Raw genomic sequence first — 17115 nt, forward strand, 5'->3', positions numbered from 1 at the left:
GCGGTGTCAGAGGGCCAGCGCGGCGCGGGCGCAGGCGTGCGTCCGCTGGGCGTACCCGCCGCCGAACAGCACGACGTGCGCCAGCAGGGGGAAGAGCTGGTGCAGCCCGGTGCGGTTGCGCCATCCGGCGCGCAGCGGCCGCACCCGTTCGTAGCCCGCGACGATGGCGTCGTAGTGCGGGCAGCCGAACAGCGCGAGCATCGCGAGGTCGCTTTCGCGGTGACCGGCGTGCGCGGCCGGGTCGATCAGCACCACCCCGTCGGGCGTCCACATCACGTTGCCGCCCCACAGGTCGCCGTGCAGCCGGGCGGGCCGGTCGTCGTCGTCGAAATCGCCCGAGCGGCAACGCGCTACGACGGAATCGATGGCGCTTCGGGTGGAAGCATCGAGCCGCGGCGCGGCCAGCTCCGCCATCGGGATCAGCCGCTCCTCCGCGTAGAAGTCGCCCCAGCGGCGGTGCCGCCGCAGCGACATCGGCAGCGGCTGGGACAGCGGCCCGAAGAACCCGGGTCCGTCCCAGCCGTCGGGCCCGGCACCGAAGTCGGGGGCGCCGGCGTCGTGCGTCACGGCGAGGTGGCCGCCGAACGCGAGCGCCGCCTCCGGGGTCGGGAGCGCCGAATCAAGCCGCCGCAGGGTCAGGCTCGTCGCGTCGACGGAGACAACGTCCGCGCAGGGCACACCCCCGTCGACGCCGGCCAGCCACCGCAATCCGGCGGCCTCCCACGCGAAGTAATTGCTGGGCGCGGCCGGGTGCTGCTTGACGAAGTCGCTCAAGCGGTCGCGTGGGCGGCGTGCACGTCGTCGGCCGGACGTGCCTCCGTCTGCTCCTTGGCCCAGCGGTAGTCGGGCTTACCGGCCGGTGACCGCTTCACCTCGTCGACCAGCCAAAGGCTGCGGGGCACTTTGTATCCGGCGATCTCGGAGCGCACGAAGCGGTCCAGCTCCGCCAGCGACGGCCGGGCACCCGGGCGGGGCTGCACGACGGCGGCCACGTGTTGGCCGTAGCGGGGATCGGGAACACCGACCACCAGCGCGTCGAATACGTCGGGGTGGCCCTTGAGCGCCGCCTCGACCTCCTCGGGGTAGATCTTCTCGCCGCCGCTGTTGATCGACACCGAGCCGCGGCCCAGCATCGTCACGGTGCCGTCCTCCTCGACCAGGGCCCAGTCCCCAGGGATCGCGTAGCGGACCCCGTTGATGGTCTTGAACGTTTCGGCGGTCTTCTTCTCGTCCTTGTAGTAGCCGACCGGGATGTTGCCCTTCTTGGCGATGAACCCGCGCACACCCGAGCCGGGCTTCACCTCATTGCCCTCCTCGTCGAGGACGACGGTGCGGTGGTCGATCGTCACGCGCGGGCCGCCGGCGTGCGGCGCGTCCTTCGCGACGATGCTGGTGCCGCCGAATCCGGTCTCCGAGGAGCCGATCGAGTCGGTGATGACCCGGTTGGGCAGCAGCTCGAGCAGCCTCTCCTTGATGCTCGGCGAGAACAGCGCCGCGGTGCTGGCGAGCAGGAACAGCGACGACAGGTCATAGTCGTGGTCGGTGTCGAGCGCGTCGAGCAGCGGGCGTGCCATCGCGTCGCCGGTGAAGAACAGCAGGTTCACCTTGTGCTCGTGGATCGTGCGCCACACCTCTTCGGCGTTGAATTCCGGTGCGAGCACGGTGGTTTGGCCCGAGAAGATCGACATCCAGGTGGCCGACTGGGTGGCGCCGTGGATCATCGGCGGAATCGGGTAGCGCACCATCGGCGGATTGGCGGCCGCGGCCTTGGCCAGGTCGTGCTCGTCCTCGACGAATTGACCTGTCGCGAAATCGGTTCCGCCGAACAGCACCCGGTAGATGTCCTCGTGGCGCCACATCACGCCCTTCGGGAAGCCGGTGGTGCCGCCGGTGTAGAGCAGGTAGATGTCGTCGGCGCTGCGCTCGCCGAAGTCGCGCTCGGGGGAGCCCTGGGCGATCGCCGAGTAGAACTCGACGCCGCCGTAGCGCTGGTAGTCGTTGTCGGAGCCGTCCTCGATGACGAGGATCGTCTTGACGTTCGGGGTGTCCGGCAGCACGTTGGCCACCCGGTCGGAGTACTGGCGCTCGTGGACCAGGGCGACCATGTCGGAGTTGTCGAACAGGTAGCGAAGCTCACCCTCGACGTAGCGGTAGTTGACGTTCACCAGGATGGCGCCCGCCTTCACGATGCCGAGCATCGCGATGACGATCTCGATGCGGTTACGGCAGTACAGCCCGACCTTGTCGTCCTTTTTCACCCCCTGGTCGATCAGGTAGTGGGCCAGGCGGTTGGCCTTCTCCTCCAACTGGGCGTAGGTCAGCTTCTCGTCGCCGCAGATCAGGGCGACACGGTCCGGCACAGCGTCGATGGCGTGCTCTGCGAGATCGGCAATATTCAGGGCCACGGCACCAAATTAGAACGTGTTACATTTCTTGACAAGCTCATGCCCCTCGTCGACGGAAAGGCAGTAGCCGTGGCTCAGGCTCCAGCAAACGAACAAACGGGACAGGACGCCCTCGTCGAACAGCGCGGCCACACCCTGATCGTCACGTTGAACCGGCCGCACGCCCGCAATGCCCTGAGCACCGAAATGATGGAAATCATGGTGCAGGCCTGGGACCGCGTCGACAACGATCCGGACATCCGCTGCTGCATCCTGACTGGGGCCGGTGGCTACTTTTGCGCCGGCATGGACCTCAAGGCGGCAACCAAGAAGCCGCCGGGTGAGTCGTTCAAGGACGGCAGCTACGACCCGTCGCGAATCGACGCTTTGCTGAAGGGCCGCCGGCTGACCAAGCCGCTGATCGCGGCCGTCGAAGGACCCGCGATCGCCGGGGGCACCGAGATCCTGCAGGGCACCGACATCCGCATCGCGGGCGAGAGCGCCAAATTCGGCATCTCGGAGGCCAAGTGGAGCCTCTACCCGATGGGCGGGTCGGCCGTGCGGCTGGTGCGGCAGATCCCCTACACGGTCGCGTGCGACCTGCTGCTGACCGGTCGGCACATCACCGCCGTTGAAGCCAAGGAGATGGGCCTGATCGGGCATGTGGTGCCGGACGGCCAGGCGTTGACCAAGGCGCTCGAGATCGCGGAGATCATCGAGAACAACGGCCCGCTGGCCGTGCAGGCGATCCTGCGGGCGATCCGCGAGACCGAGGGCATGCACGAGAACGAGGCCTTCAAGATCGACACTCAGATCGGCATCAAGGTGTTCCTGTCCGACGATGCCAAGGAAGGCCCCCGGGCGTTCGCCGAGAAGCGCAAGCCCAACTTCCAGAACAAGTAACCCTCCGCTGGCGCCTTCGCGCCGAACGTGAACAGAGGGCCACATTTCGGCCGGTTTTTCGCCCTGACGTCACGTTCGGCATTCTGTCAGTCCCCCGCGCCACACTGCCGGCATGCGGGAACCATTCATCGGCAGCGAGGCGCTGGCATCGGGCGCACTGACGCGGTACCGGTTGCGCAGCAGATTCGTAGCGCTGCACCCGGACGTCTATGTCGAACGCGACACGGATCTCACCGCCGTCACGCGCGCCCACGCCGCATGGTTGTGGTCACGGCGGCGCGGCGTGGTCGCGGGACAGTCCGCTGCGGCATTGCACGACGCCAAATGGGTCGACCACCGCGGCCCGGCTCAGTTGGTGTACGAACACCGTCGTCCACCGGCGGGAATCCGCACCTGGTCGGAGAGCGTCGCTCCCGGCGAAATCCAGTTGATCGGCGGAATACCGGCTACCACCTCGACGCGCACCGCTTTCGACCTTGCCTGCCGGAATCCCACCGGAAGGGCGGTCGCGGCCATCGATGCGCTGGCCCGGGCAACCAAGCTGAATGTCGATCAGGTCCAACGACTCGCCGAACGCTACAAAGGTCATCGCAACATCCGCCGGGCGCGGCGCGCGCTGACACTCGTCGACGCGGGCGCGGAATCGCCGCGCGAGACGTGGCTGCGGCTGCTGCTCATCGAGGCCGGCTATCCGCGGCCGCGCACCCAGATTCCGGTTTACGGCGAATACGGCGAGCTCGTCGCGGTCTTCGACATGGGTTGGGAGGACGTCAAACTGGCCGTCGAATACGAAGGTGATCACCATCGCACCGATCGCAGGCAATTCAGCCGGGATATCGCCCGCTACGAAGCGCTGGCCGACCTCGGATGGATGGCCATCCGGGTCACGGCCGACGACACGCGGGGCGGCATCCTCGCACGCGTGGCCGCCGCCTGGACCCGCCGAACGTGAACACATGGTTGGTTTCGGCCGATTTTCTCGCCCTCAGATCACGCTCGGCGAAGAGCGGTAGGGCGCCTACCCCAGCGGCGCGCTCGGTGTGAACGCCACCGGCATTTTCTCCAGGCCGGACACGAAGTTGGCGGGACGCAACGGCAGGTCGGCGTCCGAAGCCAACCGCATGTCCGGCAGGCGCTGCAGCAGCCGGGTCTGCATGATCGACAGCTCCAGCCGGGCGAGCTGGTTGCCGAGGCAAAAATGCGTCCCGAAGCCGAAGGCGAGGTGGTTGTTCGGGTAGCGCTCGATGTTGAAGGTCTCCGGCTCGTCGAAAACCTTCTCGTCGAAGTTCGCCGACTCGAACAGCAGGATCATCTTCTCGCCCTGGTGCAGTTGGGTGCCGTGGAATTCGGTGTCGGCGGTGATCGTGCGTGCCATGTTCTTCACCGGCGCGGTCCAGCGGAGCATCTCTTCGATCGCGTTGGGCAGCAAGCTCAGATCGGCCGCCAGGCGCCGGTGCTGATCGGGATGCAACAGCAACTGCCTCGTCCCGCCGGAGAGCGTGTGCCGCGTGGTCTCGTCGCCGCCGATCAACAGCAGCAAAACCTCGGTGACAATCTGGTGGTCCTCGAGCCGTGAGCCCTCGACCTCTGCGTGCACCAGCACGCTGACCAGGTCGTCGGTCGGCTGCTTCTTGCGGGCCTCGATCATCCCCATCATGTACTGGCTGTAGGCCGCGAAAGCGTCCATGGTGACCTGGACGTCCGCTTCGGCCGCGGTGCTGCTCAACGCGCCGACCAGGTCGTCGGACCACTTGAGGAACATCGTGCGCTCTTCCGGCCGCACGCCGAGCATGTCGCCGATGACGGCCATCGGCAGCGGCGCGGCCAGGTCCCAGACGAAGTCACACTCGCCGCGTTCGCACACCGCGTCGATCAGCGTGTCGCACAGCGAAACAATCTTGGATTCCAGGTCTTTGACGCGCTTGCGAGTGAAGCCGGAGTTGACGAGCTTGCGGCGCAACAGATGTTGCGGATCGTCCATCTCGATCATCATCTCGACGCCCGGTTGGTCCGGGCGGATGCCGCCGGCGTTGGAGAACAACTCCGGGTTGCGCTCGGCCTCGATCACCGCCTGATAGGTCGAGGCGGCGGCTAATCCGTTGCGGTCCCGAAAGACTGGCTCGTTCTCGCGCATCCACTTGTAGACGGGCCGAGAGTCGCCGGCGTAGAAAGTCCCGTCGGTGAGGTCGATATCGGGTTTGGTCTTCAACTCGCTGGCGGTCATGAGATCTCCTGGGCATCACCGAAGGACATTTGTACGCGGTCAACAGAGCTGGACACCATGGCACGCTTCGGAAGACCAAGCGAAGCAAGCTCTTTAGAGTACGGATGCTCGCCGAGCCGGATGCTCACCCCGCCGAATCGCGTGCGCACGCCGTCCAGGGTGTGCTCGAAGGCGGTCTCGCGGGTGACTCCGTCGCGGTGCGAGTAGGTGCGTTGCGCTTGCTGGCGCGGGGTCAGCCGGAGCGGCAGGCCGCGGCGGAATTCCATGCCGATCACCGGCTGGCCGTCGATGCTGAGGTCAAAACCGAACCGTCGGCCTTCCCGAACGGTGAAGTCGCCCATCACCTTCGGGTAGCCCCAGATCTTGGTTCCCGCTTCCAGGGTGAACGCCTGGTCGACGGGAAGGTGGTGGATGAAGGCGCCGGCCGACTGCAGGGCACGCGGCCCGCTTGCGTTCGAGCCGGGCGGGTTCACCATCACGCTGGTGCCGAACTCGTGGTACCGGCCCAGGTCGCCGTCGATGTAGTGCATCAACATCAGCACCACAATCGCGCGGCCGGGAAGGTAGCGGCAGACCTGCAGGCCGCTGTAGTCGATCATCTGCTGCGCGGCGTCGGCGTCGACGGAGAACATCGCCATATGTTGATTTGCCTGGCGGATTCGTACCGGCATCGTGAGTACCGTGCCCGCGATGGTGTGCTGCGAGGCTGTCATCGGGCCAATCTAGAACGTGTTCTATTCGTTCGGCAATAGCGGGTCAGGTCAGCGTGGCGAGCTCCCTGATCTGCGCCTCGTTGCGTCCGTTGACCACCATCATGGTGACGCCGGCGGCTTCCCAGACCTTGACCTGCTCACGGACGTAGTTGATATCGCCGACGATCGCGGCGTCGTCGACGACCTCGTCCGGGATGATCGCCGCAGCCTTATCCTTCTGGTTGCTGCGGAAGAGCTTGGTCACCTCGTCGACCACCTCGGCGTAGCCCATCCGGCGGTATACGTCGGCGTGAAAGTTGGTGTCCTCGGCGCCCATGCCGCCCATGTAGAGGGCCAGATAGGGCTTCATGGCCGCGAAGGCGGCAGCACGGTCGTCGGTGATGACGATGTTCGCGGTCGCGCAGATCTCGAAGTCCTCACGGCTGCGCCGCGCCCCGGGCCGCGCGAAGCCCTCGTCGAGCCACTCGTTGTAGGTATCCGCCATCCGCGGCGTGTAGAAGATCGGCAGCCAGCCGTCGCAGATCTCGGCGGCCAGCGCGACGTTCTTCGGCCCCTCGGCCCCCAGCATGATCGGGATGTCGGGGCGTAATGGGTGGGTGATGGGCTTGAGCGCCTTGCCCAGACCGGTCGTCCCCTCCCCCGTCAGCGGCAACGGATAATGCGGTCCGTCGCTGGTCACAGCCTTCTCTCGCGCCCACACCTGTCTCATGATGTCGACGTACTCGCGGGTGCGGGCGAGTGGTTTGGGGAAGGGCCGGCCGTACCAGCCCTCGACCACCTGCGGGCCGGAGACACCGAGGCCCAGGATGTGCCGGCCGCCGGACAGGTGGTCGAGCGTCAGCGCGGCCATCGCGGTTGCCGTCGGGGTGCGCGCGGACAGCTGGATCACCGAGGTGCCCAGCCGGAGCCGGTGGGTCGACGATCCCAACCAGGCCAGCGGCGTGTAGGCGTCGGACCCCCACGCCTCGGCGGTGAACACGGCGTCGAAACCGGTTTCCTCCGCCGCGGCTACGAGCTCCGCGTGATTCTCCGGCGGCTGAGCGCCCCAATACCCGAGCTGCAACCCCAGCTTCATCGTCATTGACCCTTCCGGCGACCCGATGTTGAAACCGTTCTTAGAACCTGTTCTACTCGATGGCGTGACAGCCAGCTCGAGCAGCCCGACCTTGACGGATCACCCTGAGCCACCGCTCTCCGCGCCACTGACGTTGTCGTTCGACTACACCCGTTCGGTCGGCCCCACGCTAAGCAAGTTCTTCACCGCACTGCGTGAGCGCCATGTCTTGGGGGTGCGCGGATCCGATGGCCGGGTGCACGTTCCACCGGCGGAATATGACCCGGTTACCTACGAGCCGCTGGGCGAGATGGTACCGGTCTCCAGCGTCGGCACCGTCGTGTCCTGGACGTGGCAACCCGAGCCGATCGAGGGCCAGCCGTTGGACCGTCCGTTCGCCTGGGCGCTGATCAAGCTCGACGGCGCGGACACCCCGCTGATGCATGCCGTGGACGCGGGCAGTCCTTCCGCCATCAAGAGCGGCTCCCGGGTGCACGTGCACTGGGCCGACGAACCGGTGGGCGCGATCACCGACATCGCCTACTTCGCACTCGGCGAGGAAGCCGAACCCGCGTCCGAACACGCGGGGGGCGAACAGGATCCGGTGACCATGATCGTCACACCGATCTCGCTGACGATTCAGCACACCGCCTCCCACGAGGAGAGCGCCTACTTGCGCGCCATCGCCCAGGGCAAGCTGCTGGGCGCGCGGACCGGCAAGAACGGCAAAGTTTACTTCCCGCCGCACGGCGCGGACCCGGCCACCGGACAGCCCACCACCGAGTTCGTCGAGCTGCCGGACAAGGGCACGGTCACGACGTTCGCAATCATCAACATCCCGTTCCAGGGGCAGCGCATCAAACCGCCGTACGTGGCGGCCTATGTCTTGCTCGACGGAGCCGACATCCCTTTCCTGCACCTGGTCGCCGACATCGACGCCCACGAGGTGCGGATGGGGATGCGCGTGGAAGCGGTGTGGAAACCCCGCGAGGAGTGGGGCTTTGGCATCGACAACATCGAGTACTTCCGGCCGACAGGGGAACCCGACGCCGAGTACGACACCTACAAGCACCACCTGTAAAGGGCCTACCTGTAAATGAGCGCTCGCAACGTTGCGGTGGTCGGCTTTGCCCACGCGCCGCATGTCCGCCGCACCGACGGCACCACCAATGGCGTCGAGATGTTGATGCCGTGCTTCGCCCAGCTTTACGAGGACCTCGGAATCACCCAGGCCGACATCGGCTTCTGGTGCTCGGGTTCGTCCGATTACCTTGCGGGACGGGCGTTCTCGTTCATCTCGGCAATTGACTCGATCGGCGCCGTCCCGCCGATCAACGAGTCGCATGTCGAGATGGACGCGGCCTGGGCGCTCTACGAGGCGTACATCAAGCTGCTGACCGGGGAGGTGGACACCGCGCTGGTCTACGGATTCGGCAAGTCCTCGGCCGGGATTCTGCGGCAGATCCTGTCGCGGCAGACCGACCCCTACACCGTCGCGCCGCTGTGGCCCGACTCCGTGTCGATGGCGGGGCTCCAGGCCCGCATCGGGCTCGAGAACGGCAAGTGGAGCGAAGAGCAGATGGCGCGCGTAGCATTCGACTCCTTCGAGAATGCCCGGCGGGTGGACTCTGTGGAGCCGGCGATCAGCGTGGCCGAACTGCTCGAGCGGCCGTTCTTCGCCGAGCCCCTGCGGCGCCACGACATCGCGCCGATCACTGACGGCGCCGCCGCCATCGTGCTCGCGGCGGGTGATCGTGCGCGCGAACTACGCGAAAACCCGGCCTGGATAACCGGAATCGAGCACCGCATCGAGACGCCCTCGCTGGGTGCGCGCGACCTCACCGAATCCGTGTCCACCAAGGTGGCGGCCCAAGTGGCCACCGGCGGCAGAACCGACAACCTCGACGTTGCGGAGATCTGCGCTCCCTTCACCCACCAGCACCTGATCATCGCGGATGCCATCCGGATACCGGGGCCGACGAAAGTCAATCCGTCGGGCGGCGCGCTGGCCGCCAACCCCATGTTCGTCGCGGGCCTTGAGCGCGTCGGCTTTGCGGCGCAACACATCTGGAATGGGTCGGCCGAGCGGGTGCTCGCGCACGCCACCAGCGGGCCGGCGTTGCAACAGAACCTGGTCGCGGTCATGGAAGGAATGAACTGATGGCCGGTGCAGGGCCGAACCTCGCCGCGGTACTCGGTACCGGACAAACGAAGTACGTCGCGAAGCGACAAGATGTCTCGATGAACGGGCTGGTGCGCGAAGCGATCGACCGCGCGCTGGCCGACTCCGGCTCCACCTTCGACGACATCGACGCCGTGGTCGTCGGCAAGGCTCCCGACTTCTTCGAAGGCGTCATGATGCCCGAGCTGTTCATGGCCGACGCCATGGGAGCCACCGGCAAGCCGCTGATCCGGGTGCACACCGCAGGTTCGGTCGGCGGGTCCACCGGGGTGGTGGCCGCCAGCCTCGTCCAATCGGGCAAGTACCGGCGTGTGCTGGCGATGGCCTGGGAAAAGCAGTCCGAGTCAAACGCGATGTGGGCGTTGTCGATTCCGATCCCCTTCATCAAGCCGGTCGGCGCCGGGGCGGGCGGTTATTTCGCCCCACACGTGCGGTCGTACATCCGCCGATCGGGCGCACCGCTCAACATCGGCGCCATGGTCGCGGTCAAGGACCGGCTCAACGGGGCCCGCAACCCGCTGGCCCACCTGCACCAGCCCGACATCACCCTGGAGAAGGTGATGCAGTCGCCGATGCTGTGGGATCCCATCCGTTACGACGAGACCTGTCCGTCGTCGGACGGCGCCGCCGCGGTCGTGATCGGCAATGAGGAGGCCGCCGAAGCCCGCCTGGCGCAAGGACAACCGGTGGCATGGATCCATGCCACCGCGCTGCGCACCGAACCGCTGCAGTTCTCGGGCCGCGACCAGGTCAGCCCGCAGGCCGGGCGTGACGCGGCCGCCGCGCTGTGGAAGGCGGCGGGCATTACCAGCCCGATCGACGAGATCGATGCCGCGGAAATCTACGTGCCGTTCTCGTGGTTCGAGCCGATGTGGTTGGAAAACCTCGGGTTTGCGCCCGAGGGCGAGGGCTGGAAACTCACCGAAGCCGGCGAGACGGCGATCGGCGGACGGCTGCCGGTCAACCCGTCCGGCGGTGTGCTGTCTTCGAACCCGATCGGCGCCTCCGGCCTGATTCGGTTCGCCGAGGCAGCGATTCAGGTGATGGGCAAAGGTGGGGATCACCAGGTTCAGGGCGCGCGCAAGGCCTTGGGGCACGCCTATGGCGGCGGCTCGCAGTACTACTCCATGTGGGTGGTCGGTGCGGACAAGCCGACGCCTGAGAAAGTCGGCTCGTGAGCGAACACCCGGCGCACGAGGCCGGTCGGCGCTCGCGCGAGGCGGTCATAGCCAGGGACAAAGAGGCATGGCTGGCGGTGTTCGCCGACGACGCCATTGTGGAGGACCCGATCGGACCGTCGGCCTTCGACCCGGAGGGCAAGGGCCACCGGGGCCGCGACGCGATCTCGGCTTTCTGGGACAAGGCCATCGCCCCCACCACCAAAATCGAGTTCGTCTTCCGCGACACCTACCAATGCGGCAACGAGGAAGCCAACATCGGGCACATCCTCATCACCCATGGTGACTACCAGGTGACCGCCGAAGGCGTGTTCACGTACAAGGCCGACGACGAGGGCAAGATGACCGCCCTGCGTGCGTACTGGGAGATGGACCGGGCGACAGCCACGTTGAAGAAGGTAACCAGCTAGGTCGGGGGGCGAGCATCGCACGTTAGTGCTTCCCTCGCTGCTCCGATTCTGCCGATCGTCGGCCCCATCTGCTGGCAGGCTATCTTCATGCCCGACAAGCACGCCGTTCTCGTGCATGGCTCATGGAGCCGCGGGGAGCAGTGGGCACCCGCCCGGGCGGCTTTTGCGGAACGTGGCTTCACGGTGCACACGCCGACATTGCGTCATCATGAATTGCCCCTGCACGACGGTGCGGCCAGGATCGCGTCGTTGAGCATCCGCGACTACACAGACGATCTCGTCGCGCTGGTCGCATCGTTGGATTCCCCGCCGCTCCTGGTCGGGCACTCGTTGGGGGGCCTGTTGGTTCAGCTGGTCGCGGCACGGACGGCACATGCCGGCGTCGTCGCCGCCTGCCCGTCGTCAGTGGGGCCCTCGGGTCCGAACGCAACGACGATCGGCATCGCGCTGCCGCACGCCCGTAAGCCACGGCCATGGGCCAGGGCCGTCTATCCCCCGGCGTGGCAACGGTTTCGGCGAGGGATCGCGAGCGCACAGACCGACGAAGCGGCTCGCGAGGTGTTCGACGACCTGGTCTGCGAATCCGGGCGGGTGCTGTTTTTCGAACTGGCGATGCCGTGGCTGGACCGGAATAGGGCCGCAAGAGTGGATTTCGGCACCGTCACGGGACCCGTGCTCGTCATCAGTGGCGCCCGCGACCGCATCATGCCGCCGCGCCTGGCGCGCCGGGCGGCGGACCGGTTTGCCAACGCGAGTTACGTGCAGATTCCGGGGTCTGACCACATGGTGTTTTCCGGAGCGGCGCTACCCGCCACCATGGGCCTCATCGACGATTGGATCGCGACGCATCGCCTTTTCGCCGGTGTCTGACGCGTTGGCGGCCGCGTCAGCCGGGAAGGTCTAGAGCGGCTCGAGCCCGGCCAGGTGCCGCTGAGCCAGCTCGCGATAGGCCTGCGGATTCACCTTGACCCACATCTCGGCGCCCGTCCCGGCGACCGGGCCCTTGATCTGCGCCGGTGCACCGACCGCCAGCATGCCGGCCGGAATCTGGGTGCCGGCCGTCACCAGCGAGTGGGCCGCGATCAGGCTGCGTGCGCCGATCACCGCACCGTCGAGAACGGTGGCGTGGTTGGCGATCAAGGCCTCGGATCCGACGTGCACCCCATGAATGCAGCACATGTGCGCCACCGTGGCGCCGGGGCCGATGTCGACCGGAATGCCCGGCGGAGCGTGCAGCACGGACCCGTCCTGCACGTTCGCGCCCTCCCGCACCACGATGGGCCCGTAATCGCCGCGCAGAACGGTGTTGAACCACACCGAGGCGCCGGCCTCGACGACAACGTCGCCGATCAGGGTGGCGGTCGGGGCCACGAACGCGGTGGGATCCACCCGCGGCGCCCGCCCCTCGAAAGCAAACAGCGGCATCGTCTAGATATACCCCGAGCGCGCACACGCCGCGGGAAAGCCCAGCCAGATTCGCCATCGTTGCGCGCCACCGCCGCAAAACTGTAACGTGTTCTAGTTAGAGGGGTCGTGAGTTGGAGGTGACTGGTGAGTACCGACACCAAAGCGGTCGGCATCCGGGAAATCGATCCCGGCGCGTTGCCGACGAGGTACGCCCGGGGCTGGCATTGCCTGGGCGTAGCGAAGGATTTCCAGGACGGTAAGCCGCACTCCGTCGAGGCGTTCGGTACCAAGCTCGTGGTGTTCGCCGACTCAAGTGGGGACCTGAAGGTGCTGGACGGTTACTGCCGGCACATGGGTGGCGACCTCTCGGAGGGCACCATCAAGGGCGACGAGGTGGCATGCCCGTTCCACGACTGGCGCTGGGGCGGTGATGGGCGCTGCAAACTGGTGCCGTACGCCAAGCGCACACCCAAGACGGCGCGCACCCGCTCGTGGACGACCGATGTGCGCGGCGGCCTGCTGTTCGTCTGGCACGACCACGAGCAGAACCCGCCGGACCCCGCGGTGCGGATTCCCGACATTCCGGAAGCAGCCAGCGACGAGTGGACCGAATGGCGGTGGAACCGGATCCTTATCGAGGGCTCGAACTGCCGCGACATCATCGACAACGTCACCGACATGGCGCACTTCTTCTACATCCACTTCGGTTTGCCGACGTACTTCAAGAACGTTTTCGAGGGCCATATCGCGTCGCAGTATCTGCACAACGTGGGGCGGCCGGACGTCAACGACCTGGGCACCTCGTACGGTGAGGCGCACCTTGACTCGGAGGCGTCCTATTTCGGGCCGTCCTTCATGATCAACTGGCTGCACAACAGCTACGGCGGATACAAGGCCGAGTCGATCCTGATCAACTGCCACTACCCGGTGACCCAGAACTCGTTCGTGCTGCAGTGGGGCGTCATCGTCGAAAAGCCCAAGGGCATGGACGAAAAGATGACCGAGAAGCTGTCGCGAGTGTTCACCGAAGGCGTCAGCAAGGGCTTCCTTCAGGACGTCGAAATCTGGAAGCACAAGACCCGCATCGACAACCCGCTGCTGGTCGAGGAGGACGGCGCGGTTTATCAGCTGCGTCGCTGGTATCAGCAGTTCTATGTCGACGTTGCCGACATCCAGCCGGAGATGGTGGAACGCTTCGAGATCGAGGTGGACACCACGCGCGCCAACGAGTACTGGAACGCCGAGGTCGAAGAGAACCTGAAGACCAAAGAGACCGAAGACGTTCCTGCGGAGCAACACTGACCGATATGCCCGGTGATCAGGTTCCTGACGTCGATCGGCTCGCTCGGTCGATGTTGTTGCTGCACGGCGATCACCACGATCACGACGAGCGACCGGTCAGTTCCGAAAGCAATGGCGGATCTTGGTCGAAGTCAAGGGATTTCGCCAACGATCCGCAGCGCGCCGCCGCCGTCGCCGAGGCCAGCCGCGCCGACCGAGAACGCTACCTCAGTTCGGGGTTGCTTCCGGTGGACTGCCGGTTCTGTCACGTCACGGTTACCGTCCGAAGGCTGGGCCCGGGCCACACCGCCGTTCAATGGAACACCGAAGCCTGGCAGCGCTGCGCGCACTTCGCCGAGGTGCGTAGCTCCGGTGGCGATACCGCACGCACCCGGTCGTGCCCCAAACTGAGCGACAGCATCGAGCACGCCGTCGCGGAGGGCTATCTAGGCGAGCCGGCCGATCCGGACGCTGACTGAATCACTGCCCTTGGCGCAGTTTGGTGATCGCCTCGAACGCCTCGAGGAATACCGTTGCGATGTCGCCGTCGCGAGCGCTGGCCATCGGGTTCTTCTCCAATAGGACGCGCTGCACGCCAATGCCCAACAGCAGGGCCGTGACCATGTCCGCGCGAATCCGGGGCCGATCCGCGGTTATCCGCTTCGCCAGGTTGCGCGTAAGGCCCTTGTCGAGCTGGGCATTGAGGCGCGCCACCACCGAGGGGTCGCCGCTGGACCGCAAGAGCGCAAACAACGGCGCATCGACGTCGCGGCGGGCGTGCAGGACGCGGGCAATCAACAGCTCCGCCAGCGCCTCGTCGGAGGCGCCCAGGATCTCCTCTACATTCTCCGAAACGTCCGTTGCTTCCGCGAAAAGGCGCTCCTTAGAACCGAAATAGCGGCGAACCAAAGTGACGTCCACACCGGCCTTCGCCGCCACCTCGCGTAGACCGATGGCGCTATATCCCCTGGCCAGAAAGAGCTCGCGAGCGGCTTCGAGCAGGCGGTTGCGGGTAGCGCCCGCGTCGCGGCGCCGGGGCGTCACGGTGTTCATGTCACTCCTTCCCTCGGTCTACAACTGTAGACATAACTGCCGCGGCACCGCTAGGCTGGGCGTTATGTCTACGTGTGTAGACATAACGGAGAGAGCGGAGGCTGCCATGGCCGGAATCATGCTTGTCAAACAGCGAGTCGCCAGCGTCGACCGATGGAACGCTGTGTTTCGCGATCCGAAACTCGACGCAATTCGGCGCCGCCATGGCCTCGTGGTGACGGGAACCTACATCGACGCCGACGACTCCAGCACCGTCATAGTGGTCATGGATATGGACAATGTCGGTGCCGCAAGACAGTTCGCGGCATCGCCGGACCTTGCCTCGGCGCGCGAGCGGGCCGGCGCCATCGGGCCTGCAGACGGTGTGTGGTTAGGGCCGCGCATGATCGGCGACTGATCTACAGCCCGGCGAACCGCTCCTTGACGGTTTCGACGGTCAGCCCGTAATCGGCCAGCGAGTAGCGGTGTTTCGGCGCCCGCTCGCCGGACTGGCTGTCCGCGTGCGCCTTTTCCATCGCCGCCCGCGCCTCCTCGGTCAGCGACAAACCGAAGTGCCGGTAGATGTCGGCCACCGTGCCGATCGGATCGGCGATCAGTTCCTTGTAGTCAACGTCATAGAACTGTGCCGGCGAGTACTTGGCGCGGGCGGTGTTGAAGCGCTCCAGTCCACGCGACCAGGTATCCATTGCGTCAGCCCCGATTTGAGCTCCGTCGAACGATGTCGACCATCCCTCCGCGGTGTGCTGGGCAAGCGAGCACATCGAAGCCATGATCGTCTCGACCGGCCGATGCGTCTGAATCACCAGCGCGTCGGGATAGGTCGCCATCAAGGCGTCCAACGCAAACAGATGGCTGGGATTTTTCAGCACCCAACGCTTTTCGGCGTCGTTCAGTCCGATCAGCTGGAGGTTCTTGCGGTGCCGCTGGTAGGACGGCGTCCAGTCCTGCTCTGACAGCCACTGCGCGTAGGTGGGCACGTGCGCCAACGTCTCGTAGGAAACCGAATGCAGCGATTGCCGAAGCAGCTGCCAGCACTCCTCCAGTTCGTATGCGGCCATGAAATGCAGGCCGGTGTAGCCGGGGTTGTCGCGATGGTGCTGGTTGAATTGCGCGTCGAGTTGGCGGTAAAGCGGGTGCGAATCCCAGGTTTCGCGCGGTGGACGCGGCTGTGGGAATTCGGCCAGCCACATGTGCAGGCCCTGATGAGCGGGGTCGGCGCCGAGCAGGCGGTGCAGCGCGGTGGTGCCGGTGCGCACCAGGCCGGTGACGAAGATCGGGCGTTCGATCACCACGTCGGCGTGCTGCGGATACTGCTTCCACGAAGCCTCGGAAAGCAACCTGGCCACCAGCGCGCCGCGTAAGAAGAACCGATTCATCTTGCTGCCCAACACGGTTAGGCCGGCTTCGCGCCGGTAGGAGTCCAGCAGGACCTCCAGCGCTTCGAGATAGTTGTCGTCGTCGGCGCCGAAGTCGTCGAGGCCGGTCAGCTTGGTGGCCGACGCGTGCAGTTCGTCGACGGTGCCGATATCGGTGCGATCGGTCATCAGTTGTGGTACTCCCCGCAGTTGACGTCCAGGGTCTGCCCGGTGATGCCGCTGGACAGATCGCTGGCCAGGAAAAGGATCGCCGAGGCGACTTCGTCTTCGGTCGGCAGGCGCTTCAGGTCGGAGTTCGCCGCGGTGGCCGCGTAGATCTGGTCCGCCGTGGTGCCGTACTTGCCGGCCTGGTGCTCGAAATAAGCCTGCAATGTTTCACCCCAGATATAGCCGGGGGCAACGGAATTGACGCGGATCCCCTTTTCACCCAGCTCGGTGGCCAGGGATTGCGACATGGACAGCAGCGCCGACTTGGCCATCTTGTAGGCGCCGTATTTGGCTTGGGAGTGCCGTAGCACCATGGAGTTGACGTTGACGATCGATCCGTGTGAGGACTCCAGCGCGGGCGTGAAAGCTTGGATGAGCCGCAACGCGCCGAGCGCGCTGAGCTCGATCGCGTCACGGATGTGCTGAAAGCTGGTGCCGGCCAACGGCTTCATGGACGGCACCCGGAACGCGTTGTTGATCAGCACGTCGACCTTACCGTAGGTCGCCATAGTGGTCTCGACGAGATAGTTGACCTCGTCGTCGTCGGTGATGTCGGCACGCACCGCCAACGCCTTGTTCCCGGTGTCATTGATCTGCTTGGCGACGCTTTCCAGCCGCTCCACGGTCCGCGCCGCCAACACCAGGTCTGCGCCGTCCTGGGAACACCGGTTCGCCAGGGTGGTACCGAGCCCCGGTCCGACGCCACTGATGACGACGACCTTGTCCTTGAGCAATCCTGACAT

Annotated in this window: 19 protein-coding genes; 10 read left to right on the forward strand and 9 right to left on the reverse strand. The window is 65.9% G+C overall.

The window, feature by feature from the left end; all coding sequences use genetic code 11:
- Positions 1-6: 6 nt before the first annotated feature.
- Both A5750_RS17640 and A5750_RS17645 read right to left on the reverse strand, forming a co-directional pair.
- Positions 7-774, reverse strand: a complete 768-nt coding sequence (locus A5750_RS17640) for a fructosamine kinase family protein (RefSeq protein ID WP_066955205.1) — start codon at positions 772-774, stop codon at positions 7-9.
- Positions 771-2405 (reverse strand): acyl-CoA synthetase, encoded by a 1635-nt coding sequence (locus A5750_RS17645; protein ID WP_066955208.1) that lies wholly within the window; start codon positions 2403-2405, stop codon positions 771-773. The genes A5750_RS17640 and A5750_RS17645 overlap by 4 nt, the downstream gene beginning before the upstream one ends.
- Positions 2406-2444: 39 nt before the next feature.
- Here A5750_RS17645 and A5750_RS17650 point away from each other — a divergent pair, with 39 nt between their 5' ends.
- Both A5750_RS17650 and A5750_RS17655 read left to right on the forward strand, forming a co-directional pair.
- A complete protein-coding gene (locus A5750_RS17650; protein ID WP_156664353.1) occupies positions 2445-3287 on the forward strand; it encodes a crotonase/enoyl-CoA hydratase family protein in 843 nt (280 codons plus the stop codon).
- Positions 3288-3399: 112 nt separating this feature from the next.
- Positions 3400-4239, forward strand: a complete 840-nt coding sequence (locus tag A5750_RS17655; protein WP_067264535.1) for a hypothetical protein — start codon at positions 3400-3402, stop codon at positions 4237-4239.
- A 66-nt stretch (positions 4240-4305) separates the two neighbouring features.
- Here A5750_RS17655 and A5750_RS17660 read toward each other — a convergent pair whose 3' ends face one another.
- From A5750_RS17660 to A5750_RS17670, 3 genes are read right to left on the reverse strand one after another with little or no spacing between them, the layout of a single operon-like run.
- On the reverse strand, positions 4306-5511 hold the full coding sequence (locus tag A5750_RS17660; RefSeq protein WP_066955216.1) for a cytochrome P450: 1206 nt from the start codon (positions 5509-5511) through the stop codon (positions 4306-4308).
- Positions 5508-6224, reverse strand: a complete 717-nt coding sequence (locus A5750_RS17665; RefSeq protein ID WP_067264537.1) for an acetoacetate decarboxylase family protein — start codon at positions 6222-6224, stop codon at positions 5508-5510. Before A5750_RS17665 ends, A5750_RS17660 begins: the two co-directional genes overlap by 4 nt.
- A 43-nt stretch (positions 6225-6267) precedes the next feature.
- A complete protein-coding gene (locus tag A5750_RS17670; RefSeq protein ID WP_066955967.1) occupies positions 6268-7299 on the reverse strand; it encodes an LLM class F420-dependent oxidoreductase in 1032 nt (343 codons plus the stop codon).
- Between the two features lie 64 nt (positions 7300-7363).
- On the opposite strand from A5750_RS17670, the gene A5750_RS17675 reads away from it, so the two are divergent.
- The 5 genes from A5750_RS17675 (at position 7364) to A5750_RS17695 (ending at position 11918) form a co-directional block, all read left to right on the forward strand.
- Positions 7364-8359 carry a Zn-ribbon domain-containing OB-fold protein gene (locus A5750_RS17675; protein ID WP_067264540.1) on the forward strand — a complete coding sequence of 332 codons (996 nt, stop codon included), beginning with the start codon at positions 7364-7366 and terminating at the stop codon, positions 8357-8359.
- A 15-nt stretch (positions 8360-8374) separates the two neighbouring features.
- Entirely contained in the window at positions 8375-9439 is a 1065-nt protein-coding gene (locus tag A5750_RS17680) for a thiolase domain-containing protein (protein ID WP_066955222.1), read from the forward strand.
- Positions 9439-10638 (forward strand): thiolase domain-containing protein, encoded by a 1200-nt coding sequence (locus tag A5750_RS17685; protein ID WP_066955225.1) that lies wholly within the window; start codon positions 9439-9441, stop codon positions 10636-10638. Before A5750_RS17680 ends, A5750_RS17685 begins: the two co-directional genes overlap by 1 nt.
- Positions 10635-11048, forward strand: coding sequence for a nuclear transport factor 2 family protein (locus A5750_RS17690; RefSeq protein WP_066955228.1), 414 nt, complete (start codon positions 10635-10637; stop codon positions 11046-11048). Before A5750_RS17685 ends, A5750_RS17690 begins: the two co-directional genes overlap by 4 nt.
- Positions 11049-11135: 87 nt before the next feature.
- Positions 11136-11918 carry an alpha/beta hydrolase gene (locus tag A5750_RS17695; RefSeq protein ID WP_067264542.1) on the forward strand — a complete coding sequence of 261 codons (783 nt, stop codon included), beginning with the start codon at positions 11136-11138 and terminating at the stop codon, positions 11916-11918.
- Between the two features lie 30 nt (positions 11919-11948).
- Here A5750_RS17695 and A5750_RS17700 read toward each other — a convergent pair whose 3' ends face one another.
- On the reverse strand, positions 11949-12473 hold the full coding sequence (locus tag A5750_RS17700) for a gamma carbonic anhydrase family protein (RefSeq protein ID WP_066955234.1): 525 nt from the start codon (positions 12471-12473) through the stop codon (positions 11949-11951).
- Between the two features lie 126 nt (positions 12474-12599).
- Here A5750_RS17700 and A5750_RS17705 point away from each other — a divergent pair, with 126 nt between their 5' ends.
- Positions 12600-13757, forward strand: a complete 1158-nt coding sequence (locus A5750_RS17705; protein ID WP_066955237.1) for a Rieske 2Fe-2S domain-containing protein — start codon at positions 12600-12602, stop codon at positions 13755-13757.
- Positions 13758-13762: 5 nt separating this feature from the next.
- Complete coding sequence (locus A5750_RS17710) at positions 13763-14215, forward strand: hypothetical protein (protein WP_066955240.1); 453 nt, start codon at positions 13763-13765, stop codon at positions 14213-14215.
- A 1-nt stretch (position 14216) separates the two neighbouring features.
- Here the strand turns inward: A5750_RS17710 and A5750_RS17715 are convergent, their stop codons facing one another.
- Positions 14217-14789 (reverse strand): TetR/AcrR family transcriptional regulator, encoded by a 573-nt coding sequence (locus tag A5750_RS17715; protein ID WP_066955243.1) that lies wholly within the window; start codon positions 14787-14789, stop codon positions 14217-14219.
- Positions 14790-14895: 106 nt separating this feature from the next.
- On the opposite strand from A5750_RS17715, the gene A5750_RS17720 reads away from it, so the two are divergent.
- Entirely contained in the window at positions 14896-15186 is a 291-nt protein-coding gene (locus A5750_RS17720; RefSeq protein WP_231989240.1) for a hypothetical protein, read from the forward strand.
- Position 15187: 1 nt separating this feature from the next.
- Here A5750_RS17720 and A5750_RS17725 read toward each other — a convergent pair whose 3' ends face one another.
- Together A5750_RS17725 and A5750_RS17730 are read right to left on the reverse strand one after the other, a co-directional pair.
- Positions 15188-16333 (reverse strand): sulfotransferase, encoded by a 1146-nt coding sequence (locus A5750_RS17725; protein WP_066955246.1) that lies wholly within the window; start codon positions 16331-16333, stop codon positions 15188-15190.
- Positions 16333-17115, reverse strand: a complete 783-nt coding sequence (locus tag A5750_RS17730) for an SDR family oxidoreductase (RefSeq protein WP_066955249.1) — start codon at positions 17113-17115, stop codon at positions 16333-16335. The genes A5750_RS17725 and A5750_RS17730 overlap by 1 nt, the downstream gene beginning before the upstream one ends.

It is taken from the genome of Mycobacterium sp. 852002-51613_SCH5001154 (assembly GCF_001667425.1).
Taxonomy (GTDB): domain Bacteria; phylum Actinomycetota; class Actinomycetes; order Mycobacteriales; family Mycobacteriaceae; genus Mycobacterium.

What these genes read in the sequence shown, in the direction of transcription:
- A5750_RS17650 (WP_156664353.1), top strand. Translation starts at nt 2,445, where the DNA reads ATGCCCCTCGTCGACGGAAAGGCAGTAGCCGTGGCTCAGGCTCCAGCA.
- A5750_RS17655 (WP_067264535.1), top strand. Translation starts at nt 3,400, where the DNA reads ATGCGGGAACCATTCATCGGCAGCGAGGCGCTGGCATCGGGCGCACTG.
- A5750_RS17660 (WP_066955216.1), bottom strand. Translation starts at nt 5,511, where the DNA reads ATGACCGCCAGCGAGTTGAAGACCAAACCCGATATCGACCTCACCGAC.
- A5750_RS17665 (WP_067264537.1), bottom strand. Translation starts at nt 6,224, where the DNA reads ATGACAGCCTCGCAGCACACCATCGCGGGCACGGTACTCACGATGCCG.
- A5750_RS17670 (WP_066955967.1), bottom strand. Translation starts at nt 7,299, where the DNA reads ATGAAGCTGGGGTTGCAGCTCGGGTATTGGGGCGCTCAGCCGCCGGAG.
- A5750_RS17680 (WP_066955222.1), top strand. Translation starts at nt 8,375, where the DNA reads ATGAGCGCTCGCAACGTTGCGGTGGTCGGCTTTGCCCACGCGCCGCAT.
- A5750_RS17685 (WP_066955225.1), top strand. Translation starts at nt 9,439, where the DNA reads ATGGCCGGTGCAGGGCCGAACCTCGCCGCGGTACTCGGTACCGGACAA.
- A5750_RS17695 (WP_067264542.1), top strand. Translation starts at nt 11,136, where the DNA reads ATGCCCGACAAGCACGCCGTTCTCGTGCATGGCTCATGGAGCCGCGGG.
- A5750_RS17700 (WP_066955234.1), bottom strand. Translation starts at nt 12,473, where the DNA reads ATGCCGCTGTTTGCTTTCGAGGGGCGGGCGCCGCGGGTGGATCCCACC.
- A5750_RS17710 (WP_066955240.1), top strand. Translation starts at nt 13,763, where the DNA reads ATGCCCGGTGATCAGGTTCCTGACGTCGATCGGCTCGCTCGGTCGATG.
- A5750_RS17715 (WP_066955243.1), bottom strand. Translation starts at nt 14,789, where the DNA reads ATGAACACCGTGACGCCCCGGCGCCGCGACGCGGGCGCTACCCGCAAC.
- A5750_RS17720 (WP_231989240.1), top strand. Translation starts at nt 14,896, where the DNA reads ATGGCCGGAATCATGCTTGTCAAACAGCGAGTCGCCAGCGTCGACCGA.
- A5750_RS17725 (WP_066955246.1), bottom strand. Translation starts at nt 16,333, where the DNA reads ATGACCGATCGCACCGATATCGGCACCGTCGACGAACTGCACGCGTCG.
- A5750_RS17730 (WP_066955249.1), bottom strand. Translation starts at nt 17,115, where the DNA reads ATGTCAGGATTGCTCAAGGACAAGGTCGTCGTCATCAGTGGCGTCGGA.